The following is a 22,981-nucleotide window of genomic DNA, read 5'->3' on the forward strand; positions in this document are numbered from 1 at the left end:
AAAATGAGGAACTTTTCACTCATACGTATTGAAGTACGCGCGAAGGCGTTCCGAGGGATCGGAGCACATCAGTCATTGTATTAAGGAGGATCTCATGACGAGGAAACAGCGTAAGCGCTCGCTGCGTATGCTCACCTATGCGATTTTGGCAGGACTCACCCTGCCCGCCTATACGGCATGGGCAGATGATGGGACACAGGGAGGAGGCAAAGTCTCTACTGCGGACATTCACGTGGAGGTGGATGCCGCGCAGGAAGATGCAAAGATGGAGTCCCAGCAGAAGACCATCATCACGAAAGAGGACATCGAGAAGAAACAGGCGAAATCCGTTGAGGACATCATCTTCAGCGAGACGGGCGTCTCGCGCACGGTGGATGCGATGGGACGCGTCGGTGTCTCGATCCGCGGTGCAGAGCCGCGTCACACGCTGATCCTTGTAGATGGACAGCCCGTCATGGGCGACTTTGCCAAGTATTACGGCGCGGCAGACGAGGTTATGCGCCTCGGCACAGAGAACGTCGAGCGCATCGAGATCATTCAGGGTGCGGCAAGCGCGAAGTATGGCTCGGACGCGATCGGCGGTGTGGTGAACATCATCACAAAGAAGGCAGGCGATCAGCCCTCGGTACAGTTTAATGCGGAGGGAAGAACGGCGGAGAAGAACGAGCTCTTCCCCTACCGTAACCTTTTCCTGCGCGCGGATTCAGGCGCAATGGGCAAGGTGCAGCTCGGCATCTACGGGAGCAAGCGCGACATCATGCCCGTCTATGCGGACGAAGCGCGCATCAGTACAGGACTCTCAAGCTATGTCACGGACTTTGAGGACAATAGCCTGCGCTATTACGGAGAGGCGACAAATATCGGTCTGATCGGCAGCTATGAAGCGAACAAGAACAATACGTTCAACTTCCGTCTGGAGCGGTATACAGAGGATCTGAACCGCTATGTCAAGCGAACAGATTCCTTGATGGAGCCGCAGCAGCACTACAGCCGCAAGTCGGGGCGCAACACCTACAACGTCGGCTGGAACGGACGCAACAAGGATACGGACTGGAACATCGAGATCAACCACACACGCCTCCTCGAGGATGATCTCACACTGACCAGCAACTACGGCCGTTCTTCCTACACCGGGAAGAACATGCTGAACTACATCGACAATGTCGACCATGCGCAGACAAACATTGACGCGACATTCAATACTCAGCTGAATGACAAGCACCTTCTCACCTACAACATCGGTTATGCTCGTGAGCATGGTTCTGGCAGCCGCCTCAAGAGTGCCCCAAAAACCTATCTGCGCAAGATTGACCCGTGGGACTACGACAAAAGTCTGCTCGTCGTACAGCGCGATGCCAAGGATTACGGATTGAAAAAGGGCGATGTCGCCTCTTTCATCCACGCGCACAAACTCCTGCCTGATACTGAGCGTGGGCTGCGCTGGGACACGGACAACGAGCTCTACGGTTATAACAGCAGTGATCCGAACTCGTACCGACCGGAGTTCACCTACGAGGACTATCTGCGGTATTCCAACAACGGTGCGAAAAACTTCTACTCGACCCTGGACGCCATCGATGCCGATGGGGCACGGGCACGATATGACGCGTTCAACAGCAAGGTCGGCACCGAGAATGCGGACAATCTCATCGGGTGGAACCGTGATTTCGATGGGCTTTCCTACTACAGCGATCCCAACAAGATCTTTAACTATACGCTGAACGGTAAGCTCTTCCGTGAGATTCAGGACTCTCTGAAGAATCAGGTCATCGTTGGCGAAGCAACGATCAACAAATACCACTTCGTCCTCGGCGATATGTGGATGATGGACAACGACACGATTTTCTATCCCATCCTGCGCCTTGACCACAGCAGTCTCTTCGGCACGCATGTTACAGCAAATCTCGGTCTCACGCGCAACATCATCAAGGGCAATCCTCATCTGCGCTTCAAGACAAATCTCGGTACCGGCTATACGGAACCCGGTATGGGAGAGCTCTACTATAACTGGGAAATGTACGGCGGCAGCCCCGTCGACCAGGACCGCGCACGTCTCGGCTGGTACTGGACAGGTAATCCAAACCTGAAGCCCGAAAAGTCCGTCAACTTCGACGTTGGCATCGAGGGCGAAACGAAGAAGACCACCATGCGGCTGAATCTTTTCCGCAATACGATTCGCAACTACATGACCACCTATTACACGGGCTACAACATTGACTTCCACCCGAATCTCAAGACGGCGGAGAAGCTCGGCTATCCGCCCGATATGCTCTACAGCTTTAAGAACATTGGCAAGGCACAGGTCACGGGTCTGGAAATGGAGGTCAAGCAGAGACTCGACAAGCATTGGTCGGGCAAGCTCGGCTATACCTACCTGCATGCCATCAATAAGAGCGATCCGAACATGCCGCGCCAGCTCCTCGACAAGCCGAAGCACAAGGTCGACATCGGCATCGACTACGAAAACAAAGCCAGCGGATTCCGTGCATCTCTGTGGGGTGACTACTACATCCACATGCTCGACAGCAACTCTGTCACGGGCAACGCAAACTACATGACGATGGACAGCGATATGCAGGGCGGCTACATCTTCGAGAACAAATATGCAAAGTCGGGTGCGCAGCGCTACCAGCGCAAGACATTCGGCATCTGGAACCTCATGCTGCAGCAGAAGTTCGGCGAGGATGCAATGGCATACATCGGCGTTGACAACATCTTCAATCATCGCGATGATGACCGCGCACAGCAGGCGCGCGTCTACCGCCTCGGCGTCAACTTCAAGTTCGGTCCGGACAGCAACACGCAGCCGAAGGTCCCCCTCACAGAGGAGGAAAAGGCGGCGCGTGCGGCACGCAATGCGGAAACGGCAACGGACTTCTTCGCACAGTCCATCGGCAGCTATGCAAAGAACTCTATCGAGGCATTCCTCAGCCCCATCTTTGACACAAAGAAAGAGCAAGAGATTCGCTTCCTCGGCGACTATGCGATGGAGTGGGATGCACACGGCGGTACGAACCGCCCTCCCCTCAAGATGACGGACAACTCCTCTGTCGGCTCTGCCGAGCGAAACATGCGGGACAGCTCTGACCACGGCTTCTCACAGCGTTTACGCCTCGGCGTGGATGCTCGTCTGAACGAGCACCTGAATGCCACCATTCTTGCTTCTGCATCAGGTAAGGACGGTGTGGATACGAGGACAACAACCGCCTCCTCGCATGGTCTCAACAACCTCAGAATCAACAACCTGGACGTGACCTATCACGAGGGATTGTTTGACATCTCCCTCGGGCGTCTGCAGGAGCGCATGGGCGTCACGGGTTACTTCTTCGGCAAGGACTTCGACGGGATCCGCGCCGCATGGACAAACGACCACACGCAGGTGCGTCTCGGCTACGGTACGTTCAAACACAGCACAGGTATATCGGACTCCGCCTACACCCATGCGACGCACGCCGTCTTCTACCGCCCGCCGACCATCGCTGAGTTCATCGGACTGAACCGCTCTACATTCGGAAGTACATTTGATACCCCCGCCCCCGTTGCAGATGCGAACGACAAGATGAACTTCTATCAGCAGCTGACGGCGGCAAAGGAGCGAGGCGCAAGCGTCGCGGAGCAAGCGGCCATCGTGAAGCGGATGTACGACATCGCGACTGCTGCATATGGCAAGGGGCTGCTGCGAGAAAATGAACAGGACAAGACCGAGCAGATGCAAATGAACGCCCCCGCTGCTGTCAACTATCAGTACCTCGATGCGAGCAACACCCTTCAGACAGGAACCATCGGCTCCTTTGACACGCTCGTCTGGGGATTCGACCATCCGGAAGACAAGGAAAACTTCTACATGGCGATGGCGGACTATCCGGGCGTCCTCGATGGAGATGGCTCTGCGGCGATGCAGGCATGGTGGTCTGCAAACAAGGCGAAGGTGATGACGATGTATGAAAACATCGCCAAGGCGAATGCCGGCACCGGCGCGACAAACATCACACTCACCACATCCGAGAACGACGTTTACAATGCACTGTTCAACGACAACTTTGTCAGTGAAACAACGGACGATGCGCTCCCGGGAACATACAACTACCCGAAATCCATCACATCGTTCTTCAATGCACTTGGCAAGCGTCTGTACTGGACAGAGTACGCAAGTGCCCTGCCCCGCGACGCTCTTGCAAAGTATACCGGAACCCCCATCCGCGAAGAAGGAACCGTCCTGCAGAGTGACCGTATTCCATCCCTCGAAAGAGCGTTCTTTGTGCAGACGAAGCACGCACTCACCCCGAATGTCGGCCTCTCCCTCTGGTATCTCGGTTCGACGGGCAACCGGACATTCCACGCGGACTACGCCAACGGTACAAGCAACGACTCCTATGCGTTCGACAAGCTTGCGAGCGTCATCGGTGTCGGCGCACGCTGGAAGATTGGCAGCAATGCTGCTGTCTCGTTTGACTATGGACAGAACCGCACAAACTTTGCGCGGCACATGAACGGTCACACAATCTACGAGCATATATCCGGAACAGATCGATTCAATATCAAGGGGCACGCAAACGGCGGTACACCACATTTCTGGACAATGCGCTTTGACATTGGCCGAAGCGATATGGATGTCAAGGGAAGCTGGAACGTATTTGCTGACTACAAGCATTTCGAGCATGGCTCGTTCTTCGGTGGAAACGGCACGGGCTACCTCCCGGATCGCTACCTCGACGGCATCCGCAGCTTCAGTTTTGGTGCAGGCTACGTCCCTGTAAAGAACCTGTTGGTGGAGCTATTCTACACGTTTGATGCAAAGGGCATCAACACCCGTGATACCCTTTATGGAAGCGAACATTTCTCGCTTGGCAACTACACAAGTATGCGTCTCACCTATCGGTTCTAAGAAAAATTTTTCGCACTCCACATTTCCCTGAAAATTTTTCTCAAAAACCTATTGATTTTCGTTCTCAGATGTGCTATATTCTATTCAGGCTTTCGTTAGGGAATGTCTTCGGATGTTTCCAAAGCTCTCCTAAAATATAATACACAGCAAAGATAGTCCACAGTGGAGTGTGGGCTATTTTTGTGCCCATTTTCTTCATAATTTTTATCCATAGATATCAAAAATCTCTTGACAGATGTGTTATAATAAATCAAAAGGTCAAAACACCTATAAAAGAGTCAGATATCGCTCCATTCATCTGTATGAAGGAGCAGATAAAGGAGATGAATCCATGGCAAAGGAACATATTCAAAAGGATGTCGTCATCATCGGTGCGGGCATGGCGGGACTGACCGCCGCACTCTACGCAGGGCGCATGAACCTCCGCACACTCGTGCTCGAGAACTCGCTCGTCGGCGGGCAGATCGCAACGGCGGCAGACATCGAGAACTATCCAGGCTTCGAACGCGTGAGCGGGATGGAGCTGATCGGCACGCTCGAAAAACAGGCGACGAATTTCGGCGCGGAGATTGACGAGTTCGACCGCATCGAGCGCGTCGACCTCCGGAGTACGCCGAAGATCGTCGAGACGGAGACGTACATCTACGAGACACCCGTCATCATCATCGCCTCGGGCATGAACCGCCGCAAGCTGCCGCTGCCGCAGGAACCGCATTACTTTAACCGCGGTGTGCATTACTGCGAACTGTGCGACGGGCACACGTATCAGGACAAGGTGATCTCGGTGATGGGCGGCGGCAACGCAGCAGTCGATGCGGCGAACTTCCTCACGAAGTACGCTTCGCATCTCTACCTCATACACCGCTCACAGCTGCGTGCAGACAAGTCCTCGCAGGATGCACTCTACGCGAATCCAAAGGTGACGGTGATGCTCGAGACGGAGATCGAGCATCTGAACGGCGAGGATCGGCTCACGTCCGTCGATCTCCTGCACAAGGACACGGGCAAAAAGGAGACGCTGCCCGTGGACAGCATCTTCGTCAACATCGGTGTTCTACCGAATACCGATTTGTTTGTAGGGCAGCTGAAGCTCACAGAGGCGGGCTACATCGCGGCGGATGAGAACTGCCGCACGGAGATCCCCGGCGTCTTTGTCGCGGGCGACATCCGTGTCAAGGAGATTCACCAGCTGACGACTGCCGCCGCCGACGGCACAACCGCCGCACTCCATGCGGAGAAGTATCTGGCAGGATTGAAGAAGTAATGAGGGGCGCCCCTTCCACCATGCTGCGCATGGTCCCCCTCCCCCGCTGTGGCAGGGGAGGCTTTTGAAAACGGCATATTAGCTTCCCCCGTCGCTACGGGGGAGCGGTCAACCTCTTCCAATCACACTTCGCCTTTCGGCTTGTGTTCTTGGGAGGTTTTCCCATACGACCTGTTACCCGCTCAGCTGCGCCCTTCGGGCTTGCTTCTCGGACAGGTCAGTAAGTGGCGAACGCAGTGAGCCGATAGGGGCGTTCAGAAGTAGCGAACTATTCGATACAAACGATAAGGAGGATATCCCCATGATTCAGGTTTTTTCATTCGACGCGTGCCCGTGGTGCACGAAGGCAAAGAAGTATCTCGACAAGAAGGGCGTCGCATACACAGTTCGCGACATCGAAAAGGAGCCTGCTGCCTACGATGATCTCATAAAGCTCACGGGCGAGGGCGCGTGTCCTGTCATTCTTTTCGAGAACGGCGAGTATGTGCGCGGCTTCGATCAGCCCGCCATCGACCGCCATCTCGATGCATAAGGAGGACAGGCTATGGTAAAGGTCTACTCCATCACGGTCTGTCCGTGGTGTGTAAAGGTAAAGAAGTACCTCAAATACCGCGGCATTCCCTACGAGGAATTCAACATCGAGCATGACGAGGCGGCACGCGAGGAATGCCGCCGCCTCTCCGGTGACATCATCGTTCCCGTGACGACAGCAGACGGCAGGGAGTTCGCCGTCAGCTACGACCGCGAGAAGCTGGACCGGATTCTCGGGATCACGGCATAAGAGAAGATCCAAGCGGACGCAAAAAATTTGCGTCCGTTTTTCATGTTACCGCTTGCTAAAATTTTTGAATGGGATTAAAATAGTCGTGCAGGGACGTTTCTTTTGTGTGGGCATGATCATTACACACGTGCCCCGACGCAAGGAGGTTTTGACATGACAGGATTACCGCTTATCCTCGCGTTTTGGCTGGCGATCGTCATCATGATCGTCATGATCTCAAAGCTGCGCATTCATCCGTTTATCTCCATCATGGTTGTTTCCCTCGGGCTCGGACTCCTCGCAGGCATTCCGCTCGTGGATCATAAGCTGGCAGACGGCACAATGCAGTACGGTCTCGCCACTGTCGTCGGACAGGGATTCTCGGGGACATTCACGAGCATCGGCATTGTCATCATCCTCGGTGCGATGATTGGTACGATCCTCGAAAAGACGGGCGGCGCCCTCAAGCTTGCGGATATGATGATCCGCCTCGTGGGCAAGGACAACCCCGTCCTCGCCGTTCAGCTCATGGGCTGGGTGGTTTCGATTCCCGTGTTCTGCGACTCTGGTTTCGTCATTCTCGATCCGATCCGCAAGGCTCTTGTACGCCGCACTGCCGTCTCTGCCGTCTCCATGACATTCGCGCTGAGTTCGGGACTTTTCATCTCGCACGTCTTTATCCCGCCGACACCGGGACCGATTGCAGCGGCAAGCGCGCTCGGCATCGGTGACTATCTCCTGCAGGTCATCGGTCTCGGTCTGCTCTGCTCGATCTTTCCGCTGATCGCCGGCTATTTCTTCGCACGGTGGATCGGTTCGCGTGTCCAGTCCAAGGACGAGGTCAATCCGGAGGATGTTGCAAAGGTCTACAACGATCTCATGGATTCCTACGGTAAGCTGCCCTCGGCGTTCAGCACGCTCGCTCCGATCATCATTCCGATCTCGCTTATGGCGATCTCCTCGGTGGTCGCGATGCTGGGGCTGACGGGATTCGTCCCCGAGCTGCTGCGCTTCCTCGGTACGCCGATCATCGCACTTGCGGTCGGCATGGCGCTTGCTACGCTCCAGCTGTTCTCGGTAAATCGCTCGCACGAGTTCTATGACATCTGCAACAGCAGTCTGATGACGGTCGGTCCGATCCTCTTCATCACGGCGGCGGGCGGCGTGCTCGGCAAGGTGATCGCAGTATCGGATATGGTTCGGTATATCTCTGCACACGCGGATGTGTTTGGGGGTCTCGGGATCTTCTTCCCGTTCCTGCTCTCTGCTGTGCTCAAGACAGCACAGGGTTCCTCGACGGTTGCGATGATTACGACGGCAGGCATCATCGCCCCCCTGCTCCCGGTGCTCGGCTTCAATACACCGATACAGGCAACGCTCGCATGTATGGCAATCGGTGCAGGTGCAATGACCGTCTCACACGCGAACGACTCGTATTTCTGGGTCGTCTCTGAGTTCAGCGGTCTGACGCCGGATCAGGGTTACCGCGTCCAGACAATGGGCACCCTCGTCCTCGGCATTGCTGCGATCGTCGAAATCGCACTGCTGAGCATGGTGCTGGGTTAAGGGCATCAGGATATGCACAAAGGAGCATTGCGCGACGCAATGCTCCTTTTCTTATGCGAGTCTTCCCATATTCCAATCTATCTTTTTCTTGCCACCTGCGACAAAAGACCGTACAATATAATGAGAGAAACCGCTGCCCCCATTTCTTGTCACAATACAGCAAGGAGGTCACAATGAAATTCTCAACACGTCTGATTGCCCTCACGCTCACCCTGCTCCTCGCGCTCTCTGTCACGGCGTTTGCCAAAAGTGCAAACCAGCAGCGTGCGGAGATCAATGAACTCCAAGTGCAGGCGCTCGATAATCTCTATGCGCTCACACCGAATGCGCATGAGGTGCTCGAGAACTGCTACGGCTACGCGACGATCAGCGCAACGGGGTCACAGCTGGGGCTCCTCGGCGGTGCGCACGGCCGAGGTCTTGCTGTGAACAAGGCGACGGGCGCACGCGTCTATATGAAGATGGAGGCATATCAGCTTGGCATCGGAATAGGCGTGAAGGAATACGATCTCATTTTCATCTTCGGCTCAGAGCGTGCATGGGACTCGTTCATCTCGGGCAAGTTCAAGGTCGGCGGTGAGGCGGAGGTATCCGCGACAGACGGCTATTCGGGCGGTGCAATCGAGGGCGCGGATATCGTCGGCAAGGATATCTGGGTCTATCAGGTCACAACAAAGGGACTTGCGGTCGGCGCTGCGATCAAAGGGCTCAGCATCTATCCAAACCGAAAACTCAATTCGTAAATTCTACAGAAAATGGGAGCATCCATGTGCTGGACTGCTCCCATTTTTTATTTCATCAGCGAGCCTTCGTATTTCAGTGTCGCAAAGTAGTCGTCGAGTGTCTGTGCGCGTCGAATGAGTTCGATGCTCCCGTCCGTGCGGCGGAGGAGTTCGGCACACCAGAGCTTGCCGTTGTAGTTGAAGCCCATCGCACTGCCGTGCGCCCCAGTATCGTGGATGATGACGATGTCGCCGATGTCGATCTTCGGCAGAGCGCGGTCAATGGCGAACTTATCGTTGTTCTCGCAGAGCGAACCCGTGATGTCGTAGACGTGATCGGCGGGCGCATTCTCCTTGCCGAGTACGGTGATGTGGTGATACGCGCCGTAAAGCGCAGGACGCATGAGATTCGCCATGCAGGAATCGAGGCCGATGTACTTCTTGTACGTGTCCTTCTCATGGAGAACGGTGGAGACGAGCCAGCCCGCATCCCCGGTCATGGCACGCCCGCTCTCGGTGCGAATGCCGGCATCTCCGAGTCCTGCGGGGATCATAATCTCGTTATAGAGCTGCTCGATGCCCGCGCCGACGGCAGCGTAGTCCACCGGGGTCTCCTCGGGATGATACGGAATGCCGAAGCCGCCGCCGAGGTTGACGAACTCGACGTGAATGCCGAGCTTTTCCTTCAGCTCGACCGCCAGTTCAAACATGATACGCGCCGTGAGCAGGAAGCCCTCCGTACGCCGCTCGGCGGAAACGACCATCGTGTGCAGCCCAAACCGCTTCACGCCCATCTCCTGCGCACGCCGGTATGCCTCGAACATCTGCGGGCGGGTGAGGCCGTATTTCGCCTCCATCGGCTTTCCGATGATATCGTTGCCCTCAATGAGGTCGCCCGGGTTGTAGCGGAACGAGAGCACATCCGGCAGCCCCGCATGCTTTGCCATATAGTCGAGGTGCGTGATATCGTCGAGGTTGATCACGGCACCGAGGGCGATCGCCTTTTGAAACTCATCATACGGCGTGTTGTTCGACGTGAGGAGAATCTCCTCGCCCGTGACCCCTGCCGCCTCTGAGATAATGAGTTCGGCGATGCTGCTGCAGTCCGTACCAGCCCCCTCCTCATGGAGGATCTGCACGATGCGCGGATTCGGCAGCGCCTTCACGGCGAAGTGCTCGCGGAAGCTCGGCGCCCACGCAAAGGCATCGCGCAGGCGCCGGAAGTTCGCGCGGATCTTCGCCTCGTCATAGATGTGGAACGGCGTCGGATATCGCTCGATCAGGCGCAGCGTTTCTTCCTGCGTGAGCGGAAACAGCTTTTCGTTCATGGTATCCTCCTCTATATGAGTTTCCCCTGCCGATGCGGGGGAAGTGGCGAGCATAGCCGCCGATGGAGGCGCCAGTATCTGATGTGACTTGCTTACGACAGCAATACCTGCCTTGCTCAAAGCGCCCCACCACCGCTTCGCGGTCCCCCTCCCCCGTTTCGACGGGGGAGGCTTGCAAAACATGAGGTTCCGTTATTATAGCAACGGCAAAACGGCTCTGTCAATCTGCACGGCACCGCACGGAAGAAATCAAATTGTATACCTTGACGAAAAGCCTTCTCTCACCTATAATGGAGCCTATCTTTTTTACTATATAGGGAACTGATTAGGGGGGTATATTCATGATATTCGGAGGAAAGGCTCTGCGTCTCGCCGCCGCACTCATCGGCACGGCACTTCTCGGCGCTGCACTCACAGGCTGCGGCGGCAATGAGGCGAAGTCCGACGAGATCCGCATCGGCGCGAACTTTGAAATGACGGGCAACACGGCGAACTACGGCATGTCAACGCTCGAGGGCCTGAAGCTCGCAATCAAGGAGGCAAACGATGCCGGCGGCGTAAACGGCAAGAAGATCGTCCTCATCGAGGCGGACAACAAGTCCGAGGCAGCTGAGTCGGTCAATGCGGCAACGAAGCTGATCTCCGATGATCACGTCCGCGCGATCGTCGGCCCTGCGACAACAGGCAACGTCATTGCACAGTCACAGGTCGCAACGGACAACAAGGTCCCCGTCATTGCACCAGATGCAACGGCAGTTGACGTAACCGTCGAGAACGGCGTCGTAAAGCCGTGGATCTTCCGCAGCTGCTTCATTGACCCGCAGCAGGGCGATGTCATGGCGAAATTTGCACTTGAGACGCTCAAGGCAAAGACGGCAGTCATCTACATTGACAATTCCACGGACTACTCCAAGAGTCTCGCCGAAGTCTTCCAGAAAATCTTTACGGCGGGCGGCGGTCAGGTTCTCATGACCGAGGCTTTCCTTGCAAAGGATCAGGACTTCAAGGCAACTCTGACGCGTCTGCGTGCGGCAAATGCAGATGTCATCTTCGTTCCCGCATACTATGAAGAGGTCGGCAAGATCGTCAAGCAGGCGCGTGAGATCGGCATCACCGCCCCCATCATCGGCACGGACGGCTGGGACGATCCGAAGGTCGCAGAGCTCGCCGGTGTATCTGCGCTGAATGGCACCTATTTCAGCACACACTACTCCGACAAGGACGAGTCCGTGCGCCCCTTCATCGATGCCTTCCAGAAGGAATACAACCATGCGCCGAACGTGTTCGCCGCACTTGGCTATGACGCAGGCAAGCTCCTCGTGGATGCACTGAAGCGCGCTGGCTCGGATGATCCCGAGGCCCTGCGCAAGGCAATCGAGGAGACAAAGAACCTCGTCGTCGGTACGGGCACGATCACGATGGATGCGCAGCACAATCCGATCAAGCAGGCGGTCATTCTCGAGAACAAGGACGGCGACCGCGTTGTCGTCGCAAAGATTATGCCGAGCATGTAACACATTCGGCTAAGAGTGCACAAAGAGCCGCAGGATTGCGGCTCTTTTTTCTCATCAGGGAGGGTCTTCTATGGAGTTCATGCACCAGATACTGCAGCAGCTCATCAACGGGATTTCGCTGGGCAGTATCTACGCACTGATTGCTCTCGGCTATACGATGATCTACGGCATCATCAAGCTCATCAACTTCGCGCACGGTGACATCTACATGGTCGGCGCATACCTCGGCTTTTACGCCATCACGCTTGGCATCCCCGTTGTGCCTGCAATCCTCATCGCGATGGCGGTCACATCGCTGCTCGGCGTCCTCGTCGAGCGCTTTGCCTACCGCCCGCTGCGCCACGCGCCGCGCATCTCCGTGCTCATCACGGCGATCGGTGTGTCCTTCCTGCTCGAGTACGTGATGATGGCGGTTGTCTCGCCGACGCCGCGTACCTTCCCCGCAACGATCAGCGACATTTCGTTTGATCTAGCGGGACTGATCATCAGTGGACAGCAGCTTCTCATCATGGGCGTGACCTTCATCCTGATGCTCATTCTTACCTACATCGTGCGCTCGACCAAGATCGGCAAGGCGATGCGCGCCGCGTCCTATGACACGGAGGCAGCGCAGCTCATGGGCATCAACGCGAACCGCATCATCTCGATCACGTTCGCCATCGGCTCGGCGCTCGCGGCGGTCGCGGGCGTGCTCATCGGCATCTACTACAACTCGATCGACCCGCTCATGGGACTGATGCCCGGCATCAAGGCATTCGTTGCGGCGGTGTTCGGCGGCATCGGCATCCTGCCGGGCGCGGTGGTCGGCGGACTTGTCCTCGGCATCGTTGAGGCGTTCATCTCGGGCTTTGGCTTCTCGATGTTCCGCGATGCAGCGGCGTTCGCCATCCTGATTCTCGTCCTGCTCTTCAAACCCGCAGGTATCTTCGGGAAAAACGTCAAGGAAAAGGTCTAAGGAGGGTTGTTTATGAACATATTGCAGAAAAACGATCTCAAAATGCTCATTGTCGCCCTCGTGATCTACGGCATCATCATGGGGCTGACGAGCGCGGGAATGCTGAATGCGTTCTGGCAGCTGAACCTCATCTTCGCCGGACTCAACATCATCCTTGCGGCAAGCCTCAACCTGATCAATGGGTACACCGGGCAGTTTTCGTTGGGTCATGCCGGTTTTATGGCAGTCGGCGCATACGTCGGCGTCGTACTCACGACCAACTTCCAGGTCCCCTTCCCCCTCGCTGTCCTCGCAGGCGGCATTGCTGCGGGTCTCTTGGGAGCACTCATCGGTCTGCCGACGCTGCGTCTGCGCGGTGACTATCTCGCCATCGCGACGCTTGGTCTCGGCGAGATCGTCCGCATCATCATTATCAATGTTCCCTACATCGGCGGTGCAGCGGGGTTCAAGGGGATTGCCCACCACACAAATTTCACATGGGTCTTCTTCCTGATGCTCATCACCCTCTTTGTAATCAAAAATTTTGTGAACTCGCGCCACGGCCGCGCCTGCCTCGCGATTCGCGAGAACGAGATTGCGGCGGAGTCGATGGGCGTCAACACGACGAAATACAAAGTTCTCGCGTTCACCATCGGTGCATTCTTCGCCGGACTGGCGGGCGTCCTCTTCGGACACAATATGTACATCCTCAGCCCTGCCTCGTTCACATTCATGCAGTCCTTCAACATCCTTATCATGGTCGTCATGGGCGGTCTTGGCTCGATGACCGGCTCCATTGCAGGCGCACTCGTCGTCACATTCCTCTCCGCAGCGCTTGCGAGCTTCCCGAATGCACGCATGATCATCTATGCGATCGCCCTCATTCTGCTCATGTTCTACCGTCCGCAGGGTCTCTTCGGCTACGTCGAGGTCACAGCAATGCAGCCGCTGCGCCGCTTCTTCAAGAAAGGCGGTGAGGCATAATGGCAAAGGATTTACTCACAGCGACCGACGTCTCGATGGTCTTTGGCGGCCTCAAGGCGATTGTGGATTTTAACGTCCACATCAAAAATGGCGAGCTTCTCGGCCTCATCGGACCGAACGGCGCGGGCAAGACGACGGCATTCAACCTCTTTACAGGCGTCTACCAGCCGACCACGGGCGAGATCATGTTCAAGGACAAGAGCATCGTTGGCCTCAAGCCCAATCAGATCACAGAGCGCGGCATCGCGCGCACGTTCCAGAACATCCGTCTCTTTGGCGAGCTCTCCGTACTCGATAACGTAAAGATCGCCTACCATTGCCATATGAACTACGGGCTGATCGAGTCGGTACTGCGTGTTGGGCGCTACTGGTCTGAGGAACGGAAGCTGGAGGAGGAGGCCTATCGCCTGCTCGAGATCTTCCATCTCGCTGATACGGCGCAGGAAAAGGCAAAAAATCTGCCGTACGGCGCACAGCGCCGCCTTGAGATCGCACGTGCACTCGCGGCACAGCCAAGCCTCCTGCTCCTCGATGAGCCAGCGGCGGGTATGAACCCACAGGAGACACTCGAGCTCATGGAGATGATCCGGTGGGTCAAGAGGGAGTTCGGCATTACGATCCTCCTCATTGAGCACGATATGGCTCTTGTCATGGGCATCTGCGAGCGCATTTACGTGCTCGAGTACGGTGCAATCATTGCCAACGGAACACCCGAGGAGATTCGCTCGAATCCCGAGGTCATCCGTGCATATCTGGGGGCGGAGGAGTAAGATGGCAAACGAAACGAAGACGAATACTGCTCCCATGCTTCGCGTGGCGGATCTGGAGGTCTACTACGGTGCAATTCACGCGCTCAAGGGACTGTCATTGGAAGTAAACCAGGGTGAGATTGTCACTCTCATCGGTGCGAACGGCGCGGGCAAGTCCACAACGCTCCGCACGATCTCGGGGCTGATCGCCCCGCGCAGCGGTGTCGTCGAATTCGAGGGCAAAAGCATCGCAGATACCGGCGCACATGAGATTGTGCGTGCCGGCATCTCACAGGTCCCCGAGGGACGACGCATCTTTGCCGAGATGACCGTGCTTGAAAACCTGGAGCTGGGTGCGTTCACGCGCAGTGACAAGGACGGTATCGCCGCCGATATGGAGATGGTCTTTACGCGCTTCCCGCGCCTGAAGGAGCGCATCGCCCAGCAGGCAGGCACACTTTCGGGCGGTGAGCAGCAGATGCTCGCGATGGGGCGCGCGCTCATGAGCCGCCCACGCCTCCTGCTCCTCGACGAACCGTCGATGGGACTTGCGCCGCTCCTCATCAAGGAGATTTTCTCGATCATCGTTGACATCAACAAGACAGGCACAACGGTCCTCCTCGTCGAGCAGAACGCGAATATGGCGCTCTCCATCGCGAACCGCGCCTACGTCCTCGAGACGGGACGCATTACGCTCTCGGGCGATGCAAAGGAGCTGGCGGCGAGTGAGGATGTGCGGAAAGCTTATCTGGGGGGATAAAATCGCGCAGATTGGGCGGAAAAGATGCACCAACCTGACAGACTTCATTTTATCAGCGATTCCCTAGTATGCCGTGGTGCAAAGCCTCCCCCGTCGCTACGGGGGAGGGGAACCATGCGCAGCATGGTGGAAGGGGCGCCATGATGGGATGCCGTTCTCTCCCGTACCACAAAAGAAGGAGAACTGCCCTATCAACGCGAATACTAGAGAATATATCGCACGTATCCATTGGCAAGGAGGAAGCATTTATGTTTGTTGCCGACTGTATGACCAAGAACCCCGTCACGATTGCCCCTGATATGGGTATTGATGAGGCGGCAAAGCTCATGGATAAAGGCCATTTTCGTCGTCTCCCCGTTGTGGAGCACGGAAAACTCGTCGGCTTTTTCACGAATCGCGATCTCCTGCGGGCCTCGCCGTCTACGGCAACCACACTCGATCGCTTTGAAATGCGCACCCTGCTCTCGAAGATCAAGGTCGCCGATGTCATGCAGAAGGACGTCATCACCGTCACGGACACGATGACGATTGAGGAGGCGGCACTCGTCATGACGCGTGAGAAGATCGGCGGTATGCCCGTCCTCTCCGAGGTTGGAAAGCTCGTCGGCATCATCTCCTCCACGGACATCTTCAGGGCATTCATCGCCGTCATGGGTCTCGACAGCGGCAAGACGCGCCTCACGATAGACGTCTCCGACCGCAAGGGCGTCCTGCGCGACATCTCGACCGTCCTCGCCGATCTCGACATCAGCATCGACAGCATGGTCACCCTCCCGCAGCCAAGCGGCACCTATCAGATCATCATCCGCGCCGACATCCCCGATGTGGATACGGTCAAGGAGCACCTCTGGTCGAAGGGATTCACTGTCAGCCACGTCATCCAGCTCGGCTGAACACCTTCATCCATACAAAAACTCTGCCGCTTTGGCTGCGGCAGAGTTTTTGTATGGAATTCTTCACTCCCCAAGGACTCTCCCATCCGTCCCGATGAGGATGACGAATACGGGCGGAAAGTCCGCAAGCAAAGCACGCCCCTCCTCCGCGCCGAGCACAAATACCGCCGTCGAGAGCATATCCGAGAGCAGGCCCATATGCCCCTGCCATGCGGGCAAATCATCTGCGCCCAGCGGCAAGATCACCGCCGCGGAGGCAAGCCCCGTCTCTGCGGGGTATCCTGTGCGGGGGTCAATCAGATGATGAAACCGCCGTCCATCATAGATGAAGTACCGTTCGTCATCGCCCGATACCGAAAGCACCTCATTCGAGAGCGGCAGCACGGCAATGATATCCGCACGATCTGCTCCGCGCGGGTTGCGGAGGCCGATCTGCCAAGGTTCTCTCTCCTCATTCATTCCCACGGCAAGAATCGAGCTCGTCCCAAGGTCGGCAAGCGCGTTCGTGATGTGCGCGCTCTGCCAGCTGTTATGAATGCTGTCCAGGGCGAGGCCCTTGATGAGTGCGCCGCAGTCGATCTTCATCCCCGCTTTCATAAGACGTGCTTCGTATTTTGTTTGCTCCCCCTCCTCCACTGCACGCAGCTCGAGTGATTCATAACCGACATGTGCACGCGCCTCCTCTACCGCTGCCGCAGACGGCGGAACCTTCGCCGTGCGTGCCTGTTCCCAGAGCTCTGTGAGGGTCCCCGCCGTCACATCGAACGCACCGTCCGAACGGCGTGCAATCAGCTGCGCGAGCGAGAGTGTTTCATAGAGCCTGGGTGAAATCTCCGTCCACCCTCCTGTGCCCGCAGCCGTCTCCATATCAGCGATAGATGCTCCGTCCGCATCGCGCTCCACCTGCGTCAGCACGGCAAGCCCATCGCGCAGTGCAGCCTGCGCTGTGATCTCATCCGCACGTACAACAAGCCGCGCCACCGTCCCCATCACAAGACGCGTCTCCTCTGCCGTCACAACGCCCCCGCATCCGCCGAGAAGGAGAGAACCGCAGAAAATGACGATGGCAGGATTTTTAAGCAACGCAAAGAATCTTTGTATCATATGTATTCCTTTCGATTTATGTGAGGTGCTCTATGCCGCGTTCCCGATTCTATGAGATTGCCCGCTTCATCCTTGTCGGCGGTGCATGCTTCGTGCTCGACTACGGCCTGCTCTACATCCTCACCGAATACGGCGGACTTCACTACCTTCTCTCGGCAGGAGTCTCCTTCACCATCTCTGTCTTTGTCAACTATTGGCTCTGCCTCGTCTGTGTTTTTTGCGGCGCAAATACACAGACGCACCGCGCAAAGATGCTCTTCTTCGGTTCAAGCATCGCAGGCCTGGGGCTCAATCAGCTCCTCATGTGGATGCTCGTCGATCTCTTTGGCATCTACTACATGATCGCAAAACTCATCGCAGCCGGCATCGTCATGGTGTGGAACTACGTTCTCAAACGCCGTGCCGTCCTTGGTAAATAATATCATTCTAACACGCACGGCTGCATGAGGCAAATAAGCCTTTTATCCATCACGCACTCCATCGTAGTATAAAATAATCATATCTGCCCCTATGTATACTTCTCGCAAATAGGTCGGTTGTCGCTGGAAAAGCTGTATTTCCGACCCATAGAGAGTGTAAATATGGGCAGTTTTTGTTTGTAATTCCAATTTAACCATACCAAATAGAGGATATTGTCTATTATAATAGAATATAGGTAATGAATTCACTCTTATAAATTTAATTCAATAGCTAAAATTGTCTTGCTATTTTAGCAATTTTGAGTTACACTAAAAAAAAAGGTAGACGGCTCATTGACCGCAGATATGTGAGCATCGTCAATTTCATCTGCGTAAAGGGAGTGAATATCATGTTTCTCGAGGAGCGCCAGGAGCTCATCGTCCGCATGGTGGAGCGTGACGGTAAGGTCAAGGTCAAAGAGCTCAGCGCCAAATTCAAGGTAACCGAGGATTGTATCCGCAAGGATCTGGGGTCGCTCGAGCGGCAGGGGCGACTGAAGCGCACCTATGGCGGTGCCGTGAAACTGACGCAGAGCGTTCACATGATCGAGGTCAGCCGTCATCGTCACATGGATGTCGAGGCAAAACGCCGCATTGCACAGGCTGCCGTCTCCCTTATCCAGGACAAGGACATGGTTTTCCTCGATGTCTCGACGAGCAATCTTGCAATTGCCGAACTTCTCATGAAGAGTGACCGCGATCTCACGGTTGTAACAAACATGGTCGACGTACTCGGCGTGCTCGCGCGCAACCCGCGCATCGAGCTGATCTTTGCGGGCGGACAGATCAACCGCGGACGCGATGGATTCTGGGGCGGCATGACACAGGATTTCATCGGCAAACTCAAACCCGACATCGCGTTTGTCGGCGCAGTCGGCGTCGATGTCAAGGGAAACAGTGTGTCCACCTATGATATCGATGACGGGCTGAACAAGGCACGCATCATTGCGCGCAGCAAACGTGCCTACGTAGTAGCAGAGGCACGAAAGCTCTCGACGGACGGCAACTATGACTATACCCCGCTCAACGCCCTTGCAGGCCTTGTGACGGATACAGAACCACCTTCGGACATCCGTGCAGCGGCGGCAGAACTCGGTGTGGATATCGTACTGCCGTAAATATCACATCATCGTATATTGTATTGCTTTGCTGGAAAGAACTGTAAAAACCGGGACGGTCACTTGCCGTCTCGGTTTTCTTGTGCGAAAATATATAAGGGGGAATGATATGAAGGATCTGCTCGATCACTGCACGCTCTGCCCGCGCGGCTGCGGCGTGAATCGGAATGCCGGCGCACGTGGGTTCTGCGGCGCAGGCCGTGCGGTACGCGTTGCGCGTACGATGCTGCATGAATGGGAGGAGCCGTGCCTGGTCGGCACGCACGGCGCAGGCGCGGTATTCTTCGCCCACTGCACGCTGCGCTGTATTTACTGCCAGAATCACGAAATCAGCCATGAAGGGCAAGGCACGGAGATGGACGAGGACGAGCTTGCCGCGCGCTTTCTCTCACTCGAACGCGCGGGCGCAGCAACGCTTGATCTCGTGACGCCGACGCACTACACCCCGCAGATCCTCGATGCCCTCACGCTTGCAAAAACGCGCGGACTGCATATCCCGATCGTTTGGAACACAAGCGGCTATGAGACGGTGGAGAATATCATGCGGCTTGCGGGCGCAGTGGATATCTATCTGCCCGATCTGAAGTATGATACGGAGGAAAGCGGACGTCTCTATTCGTGTGCGCCAGACTATGCAGCAGCGGCCTGGGCAGCGCTCAACGCAATGGCAGAACAGGTCGGCTCGGTGCGTTTTGGTGCCGATGGACAGCTTCTGCGCGGCGTGCTCGTCCGCCATCTCGTGCTGCCGGGACACCGCCATGAGAGCATCGCCCTCGTGCGGCGGCTGTGGGATGCGTTCGGCGACCGCATCCAGCTCAGTCTGATGCGGCAATATACGCCGCTCTACCGCGCCGCCGAGTTCCCGCCGCTCCACCGCCGCCTCACAACATTTGAGTATGAGAGTGTGGTCGCGGCGGCACGTGACCTCGGGATGGAGCACGTCTATGTGCAGGGCGCGGAGGCGGTTGGCGCACAATATGTGCCCGATTTTGCGTGATTAGATTCGATATTATAATGGAGCAGTGTGAACCCAATGCGAACGCTTAGTTACGCAAGTGATCGTGCGCTTGTACGCTTAAATACCGTCGGACTTCTTAAACGCGCTTCGCTTGAACGAAAGAAATCCGACGGAGCGTGCCGCGCACTTTACTCACTTACTCCACTAGGGTTCGCTTATGGGCATCACACTGCTCTACGCATATGCACGGCATAACGTCATTGGTTCCCTCAACCACACCAAGCATGTCATTCACCCTCTCGCCCGCACAAATCCCTTCCACACTGCCTTTCTCAGCAGATCCACAGGAATCATGGTCGCGGCAAGAAGGAAGACCAGCGCCCATCCGCCCGCGTGAATCGGCGTGCAGCTGAACATGCCGCCGATCCATGCGCCGATATCGTGCGGGATGTACGGTGCGTTGATAATCGCCGCCATGATGAGGACGATCATCGCCCATACTTTGACAAAGCCGATATTCTCGCCGAGTCCGCGAAAGATGCCAAAGCCCGTGGAACGCACATTGAATCCATTCATGAGGGAGGCAAGTACGAAGAGCAGGAAGTACGCCGTATAGTGTTCCTTTGTCTCTCCGAAAACAGCGGCAACACGCGCATCTGTGAGGAAGAAGAAGCTGAGCAGAATGAGCCATACGCCCATCCATATGATCTGCACAGTCATCGCAGGACTGATCAGGTTCGCATCACGCCTGCGCGGCTTCTCGCGCATATAGCTCTCATGTGCTGGCTCATTGCCGAGCATGATCGCCCCCAGACTGTCCATGACGAGGTTGATAAAGAGAAGATGCGTCACGCGCAGGGGTTCGATGATCCCAAAGAAGGGCGCAGCGGCACTCACGACGACAGCCGCAATATTGATGACGAGCTGGAATCGGCAGAACTTCAGGATGTTGTTGTAGATCGTACGCCCGTAGAGGATCGCATCCTTGATGGAGCGGAAATTGTCGTCGAGAATGACGATGTCCCCCGCATCGCGCGCCGCCTCCGTCCCACTCCCCATGGCAAAGCCGACATCGGCGCGCCGCAGCGCCGGAGAATCGTTGACCCCATCCCCCGTCATACCGACGACGAGATTCATCTGTTGAGAGAGGCGCACGATGCGCGACTTGTCCGTTGGCAGAGCACGTGCGATGACACGCAGCTGCGGCAGGATGCGCTGCACCTCCGCATCATTCATCTGGGCGAGCTCATTGCTTGTGAGAACGAGATCACTGTCTGCACGCAGAAGCCCCGCATCGTGCGCAATCGCAACGGCGGTCTCACGGCGGTCGCCTGTTACCATGACGACCTGCACACCTGCGGATTGAACCTCAGTGATCGCCGCGCGCGCCTCAGGCCGCACATCGTCACGAATCGCAGCAAATCCGATGAGAACAACATCCGCATTGATCTCGTTCTTCCGAAAGGGCTGCTCCGAGTACCCAAATGCCAGCACGCGCATTGCACGCGCTGCGTAGGTGTTTATTTTTTCGTCGAGCGCAGCTTCGTCAAAGGGGGCAATCTGACCATCCTCCCGCAGCGCATATTTCGCCCGTGCAAGAAGTGCCTCGGGTGCCCCCTTGTAGACGACGGTGCCGCGCACAGGCAGCTCTGCCTGACTGAATTTATTCGTCGAGTTGAAGGTCTGCCGCTGCCCCACGCGGTAGTTCTCATTCTCCTGCATCGTGCGATAGGTCTCCACACCGAGGAATCGCATGACGGCCTGATCCGTCGGATTGCCTCCAATCACATTGCCGCGTTCGTCGTACATGGCGGCGGAGTTCATCCCGATCGCCAGCTTCAGCTTTTCATGCAGAAGGGCATGCTCCTCCGGCACGATGACGTGACCATCTGCCGTAAAGAATTCTACAACCTCGAGCTTCCCCCCCGTGATGGTGCCCGTCTTGTCACTGAAAAGGATGTTCAGCGAGCCTGCTGTCTCAATGCCGACGGCACGGCGGACGAGAACGCCGCGTGCAAGCATGCGGCTCGTGTTCTGCATAAGCACGAGAGAGATCATGAGCGGCAGCCCCTCAGGTACGGCACAGACAATGATGAGGATTGCAAGTGAGACCGCCTGGATGAAATCCACGAAGACCTGGCTCCATCCCAGCATGACATAGTCCTGGAGGCCGCCGGCACGCAAGGCAAAGAACATCATGTAGAGGGAGATAATAGCGATTCCTGAGATATAGCCGAATGCGGAGATCTGATCTGCGAGCTTTGCGAGCTTCACCTGCAGCGGCGAGTCCGGCTCGCGCACCTGCATCTCCGCCGCCATCTGGCCCATCATCGTGTGCACACCGACGCGCTGCACCTCCATCACGCCCTCGCCGTCAAAGACAACAGTGCCGCGAAACAGTGTCGCATCATCGACGAAGGTATCCCCCGTGACCTCTGTTGGAAAAATATAGGATTTATCCGCAGGGATTTTCGGACACTCCTCCGTCTCGCCGTTCAGTGCCGCATTGTTCACGCGCAGATCACCCGCGACGAGTACCCCATCCGCCGGGATCTTGTTCCCCCCTTGCAGGATCACATGATCGCCCACGACGATCTCATCCACAGGCAGAACGACAAGGCCTCTGTCGCGGCAGACCTTCGCTGTATCCTTTGCCGAACACGCCCGCAGTGCGCGATACTCCGTATCGCTTGCCACATTCGTCCGCGCCGTGACCGTCGCTACGAGGATAACTGTCACGATCGTGCCGACTGGCTCATAGATCTCCGCATATCCGGCGAAGTACATTGCGATCATGAGTACGACCATCACGAGCAGGATCCGGATCATCGGATCGCGGAACGTCTCTCGAAAGGCCTGTCCGAAGGTCATCCACGCAGGCTCGGGGATCGAATTGGTGCCATATTGTCGGCGCGATGCCTGCGCCTCTGCCGACGTGAGTCCGGTGAATCTCAATCCATCTCCCCTTTTCTACCCCCTGACAG

General features: G+C 56.4%; 18 protein-coding genes. 15 read left to right on the forward strand and 3 right to left on the reverse strand.

All coding sequences use genetic code 11. The annotated features are described in order from the left end of the window. Positions 1 to 94: 94 nt before the first annotated feature. From HMPREF1992_RS04320 to HMPREF1992_RS04345, 6 genes are all read left to right on the forward strand, one after another. Entirely contained in the window at positions 95 to 4,885 is a 4,791-nt protein-coding gene (locus HMPREF1992_RS04320) for a TonB-dependent siderophore receptor (RefSeq protein WP_021684628.1), read from the forward strand. Positions 4,886 to 5,216: 331 nt separating this feature from the next. Further along, entirely contained in the window at positions 5,217 to 6,149 is a 933-nt protein-coding gene (locus HMPREF1992_RS04325) for an NAD(P)/FAD-dependent oxidoreductase (RefSeq protein WP_021684630.1), read from the forward strand. A gap of 301 nt (positions 6,150 to 6,450) precedes the next feature. After that, complete coding sequence (locus tag HMPREF1992_RS04330; protein WP_021684631.1) at positions 6,451 to 6,681, forward strand: glutaredoxin domain-containing protein; 231 nt, start codon at positions 6,451 to 6,453, stop codon at positions 6,679 to 6,681. Positions 6,682 to 6,693: 12 nt separating this feature from the next. Then, positions 6,694 to 6,930 (forward strand): glutaredoxin domain-containing protein, encoded by a 237-nt coding sequence (locus HMPREF1992_RS04335; RefSeq protein ID WP_021684632.1) that lies wholly within the window; start codon positions 6,694 to 6,696, stop codon positions 6,928 to 6,930. A 153-nt stretch (positions 6,931 to 7,083) separates the two neighbouring features. After that, on the forward strand, positions 7,084 to 8,475 hold the full coding sequence (locus HMPREF1992_RS04340; protein WP_021684633.1) for a GntP family permease: 1,392 nt from the start codon (positions 7,084 to 7,086) through the stop codon (positions 8,473 to 8,475). A gap of 173 nt (positions 8,476 to 8,648) precedes the next feature. Further along, on the forward strand, positions 8,649 to 9,218 hold the full coding sequence (locus HMPREF1992_RS04345) for a YSC84-related protein (RefSeq protein ID WP_021684635.1): 570 nt from the start codon (positions 8,649 to 8,651) through the stop codon (positions 9,216 to 9,218). Between the two features lie 47 nt (positions 9,219 to 9,265). On the opposite strand, the gene HMPREF1992_RS04350 is transcribed toward HMPREF1992_RS04345, so the two are convergent. Next, positions 9,266 to 10,525: a diaminopimelate decarboxylase gene (locus HMPREF1992_RS04350; RefSeq protein WP_037358556.1), complete on the reverse strand. Its 1,260-nt coding sequence runs from the start codon at positions 10,523 to 10,525 to the stop codon at positions 9,266 to 9,268. 341 nt (positions 10,526 to 10,866) lie between these two features. Here HMPREF1992_RS04350 and HMPREF1992_RS04355 point away from each other — a divergent pair, with 341 nt between their 5' ends. The 6 genes from HMPREF1992_RS04355 (at position 10,867) to HMPREF1992_RS04380 (ending at position 16,359) form a co-directional block, all read left to right on the forward strand. Beyond that, on the forward strand, positions 10,867 to 12,039 hold the full coding sequence (locus HMPREF1992_RS04355) for an ABC transporter substrate-binding protein (RefSeq protein ID WP_021684637.1): 1,173 nt from the start codon (positions 10,867 to 10,869) through the stop codon (positions 12,037 to 12,039). Positions 12,040 to 12,109: 70 nt separating this feature from the next. Next, the gene (locus HMPREF1992_RS04360; RefSeq protein WP_021684638.1) at positions 12,110 to 12,994 is read left to right on the forward strand and encodes a branched-chain amino acid ABC transporter permease; all 885 of its coding nucleotides are present in this window, start codon (positions 12,110 to 12,112) and stop codon (positions 12,992 to 12,994) included. A gap of 12 nt (positions 12,995 to 13,006) precedes the next feature. Next, positions 13,007 to 13,957 carry a branched-chain amino acid ABC transporter permease gene (locus tag HMPREF1992_RS04365; RefSeq protein ID WP_021684639.1) on the forward strand — a complete coding sequence of 317 codons (951 nt, stop codon included), beginning with the start codon at positions 13,007 to 13,009 and terminating at the stop codon, positions 13,955 to 13,957. Continuing rightward, the gene (locus HMPREF1992_RS04370; RefSeq protein ID WP_021684640.1) at positions 13,957 to 14,727 is read left to right on the forward strand and encodes an ABC transporter ATP-binding protein; all 771 of its coding nucleotides are present in this window, start codon (positions 13,957 to 13,959) and stop codon (positions 14,725 to 14,727) included. The genes HMPREF1992_RS04365 and HMPREF1992_RS04370 overlap by 1 nt, the downstream gene beginning before the upstream one ends. 1 nt (position 14,728) lies before the next feature. Then, positions 14,729 to 15,466: an ABC transporter ATP-binding protein gene (locus HMPREF1992_RS04375; protein ID WP_021684641.1), complete on the forward strand. Its 738-nt coding sequence runs from the start codon at positions 14,729 to 14,731 to the stop codon at positions 15,464 to 15,466. Between the two features lie 248 nt (positions 15,467 to 15,714). Then, positions 15,715 to 16,359, forward strand: a complete 645-nt coding sequence (locus tag HMPREF1992_RS04380) for a CBS domain-containing protein (protein ID WP_037358558.1) — start codon at positions 15,715 to 15,717, stop codon at positions 16,357 to 16,359. 63 nt (positions 16,360 to 16,422) lie between these two features. Here HMPREF1992_RS04380 and HMPREF1992_RS04385 read toward each other — a convergent pair whose 3' ends face one another. Next, on the reverse strand, positions 16,423 to 17,463 hold the full coding sequence (locus tag HMPREF1992_RS04385; RefSeq protein WP_021684643.1) for an FAD:protein FMN transferase: 1,041 nt from the start codon (positions 17,461 to 17,463) through the stop codon (positions 16,423 to 16,425). A gap of 32 nt (positions 17,464 to 17,495) precedes the next feature. Here HMPREF1992_RS04385 and HMPREF1992_RS04390 point away from each other — a divergent pair, with 32 nt between their 5' ends. The 3 genes from HMPREF1992_RS04390 to HMPREF1992_RS04400 all read left to right on the forward strand — a co-directional run bounded on the left by HMPREF1992_RS04390 (position 17,496) and on the right by HMPREF1992_RS04400 (position 20,036). Next, complete coding sequence (locus HMPREF1992_RS04390) at positions 17,496 to 17,882, forward strand: GtrA family protein (RefSeq protein WP_021684644.1); 387 nt, start codon at positions 17,496 to 17,498, stop codon at positions 17,880 to 17,882. 389 nt (positions 17,883 to 18,271) lie between these two features. Continuing rightward, positions 18,272 to 19,039, forward strand: coding sequence for a DeoR/GlpR family DNA-binding transcription regulator (locus tag HMPREF1992_RS04395; protein ID WP_037358559.1), 768 nt, complete (start codon positions 18,272 to 18,274; stop codon positions 19,037 to 19,039). Positions 19,040 to 19,148: 109 nt separating this feature from the next. Next, positions 19,149 to 20,036: a radical SAM protein gene (locus HMPREF1992_RS04400; RefSeq protein ID WP_037358560.1), complete on the forward strand. Its 888-nt coding sequence runs from the start codon at positions 19,149 to 19,151 to the stop codon at positions 20,034 to 20,036. Positions 20,037 to 20,288: 252 nt separating this feature from the next. On the opposite strand, the gene HMPREF1992_RS04405 is transcribed toward HMPREF1992_RS04400, so the two are convergent. Continuing rightward, complete coding sequence (locus tag HMPREF1992_RS04405; RefSeq protein ID WP_037358561.1) at positions 20,289 to 22,952, reverse strand: cation-transporting P-type ATPase; 2,664 nt, start codon at positions 22,950 to 22,952, stop codon at positions 20,289 to 20,291. Between the last annotated feature and the right edge of the window lie 29 nt (positions 22,953 to 22,981).

The sequence above is a fragment of the Selenomonas sp. oral taxon 892 str. F0426 genome (assembly GCF_000468035.1).
Taxonomy (GTDB): Bacteria; Bacillota; Negativicutes; order Selenomonadales; family Selenomonadaceae; genus Centipeda.

Bases quoted from the DNA above. Each gene is read 5' to 3' on its own strand.
- HMPREF1992_RS04320 (WP_021684628.1), top strand. From the start codon at position 95: ATGACGAGGAAACAGCGTAAGCGCTCGCTGCGTATGCTCACCTATGCG.
- HMPREF1992_RS04325 (WP_021684630.1), top strand. From the start codon at position 5,217: ATGGCAAAGGAACATATTCAAAAGGATGTCGTCATCATCGGTGCGGGC.
- HMPREF1992_RS04330 (WP_021684631.1), top strand. From the start codon at position 6,451: ATGATTCAGGTTTTTTCATTCGACGCGTGCCCGTGGTGCACGAAGGCA.
- HMPREF1992_RS04335 (WP_021684632.1), top strand. From the start codon at position 6,694: ATGGTAAAGGTCTACTCCATCACGGTCTGTCCGTGGTGTGTAAAGGTA.
- HMPREF1992_RS04340 (WP_021684633.1), top strand. From the start codon at position 7,084: ATGACAGGATTACCGCTTATCCTCGCGTTTTGGCTGGCGATCGTCATC.
- HMPREF1992_RS04345 (WP_021684635.1), top strand. From the start codon at position 8,649: ATGAAATTCTCAACACGTCTGATTGCCCTCACGCTCACCCTGCTCCTC.
- HMPREF1992_RS04350 (WP_037358556.1), bottom strand. From the start codon at position 10,525: ATGAACGAAAAGCTGTTTCCGCTCACGCAGGAAGAAACGCTGCGCCTG.
- HMPREF1992_RS04355 (WP_021684637.1), top strand. From the start codon at position 10,867: ATGATATTCGGAGGAAAGGCTCTGCGTCTCGCCGCCGCACTCATCGGC.
- HMPREF1992_RS04360 (WP_021684638.1), top strand. From the start codon at position 12,110: ATGGAGTTCATGCACCAGATACTGCAGCAGCTCATCAACGGGATTTCG.
- HMPREF1992_RS04365 (WP_021684639.1), top strand. From the start codon at position 13,007: ATGAACATATTGCAGAAAAACGATCTCAAAATGCTCATTGTCGCCCTC.
- HMPREF1992_RS04370 (WP_021684640.1), top strand. From the start codon at position 13,957: ATGGCAAAGGATTTACTCACAGCGACCGACGTCTCGATGGTCTTTGGC.
- HMPREF1992_RS04375 (WP_021684641.1), top strand. From the start codon at position 14,729: ATGGCAAACGAAACGAAGACGAATACTGCTCCCATGCTTCGCGTGGCG.
- HMPREF1992_RS04380 (WP_037358558.1), top strand. From the start codon at position 15,715: ATGTTTGTTGCCGACTGTATGACCAAGAACCCCGTCACGATTGCCCCT.
- HMPREF1992_RS04385 (WP_021684643.1), bottom strand. From the start codon at position 17,463: ATGATACAAAGATTCTTTGCGTTGCTTAAAAATCCTGCCATCGTCATT.
- HMPREF1992_RS04390 (WP_021684644.1), top strand. From the start codon at position 17,496: ATGCCGCGTTCCCGATTCTATGAGATTGCCCGCTTCATCCTTGTCGGC.
- HMPREF1992_RS04395 (WP_037358559.1), top strand. From the start codon at position 18,272: ATGTTTCTCGAGGAGCGCCAGGAGCTCATCGTCCGCATGGTGGAGCGT.
- HMPREF1992_RS04400 (WP_037358560.1), top strand. From the start codon at position 19,149: ATGAAGGATCTGCTCGATCACTGCACGCTCTGCCCGCGCGGCTGCGGC.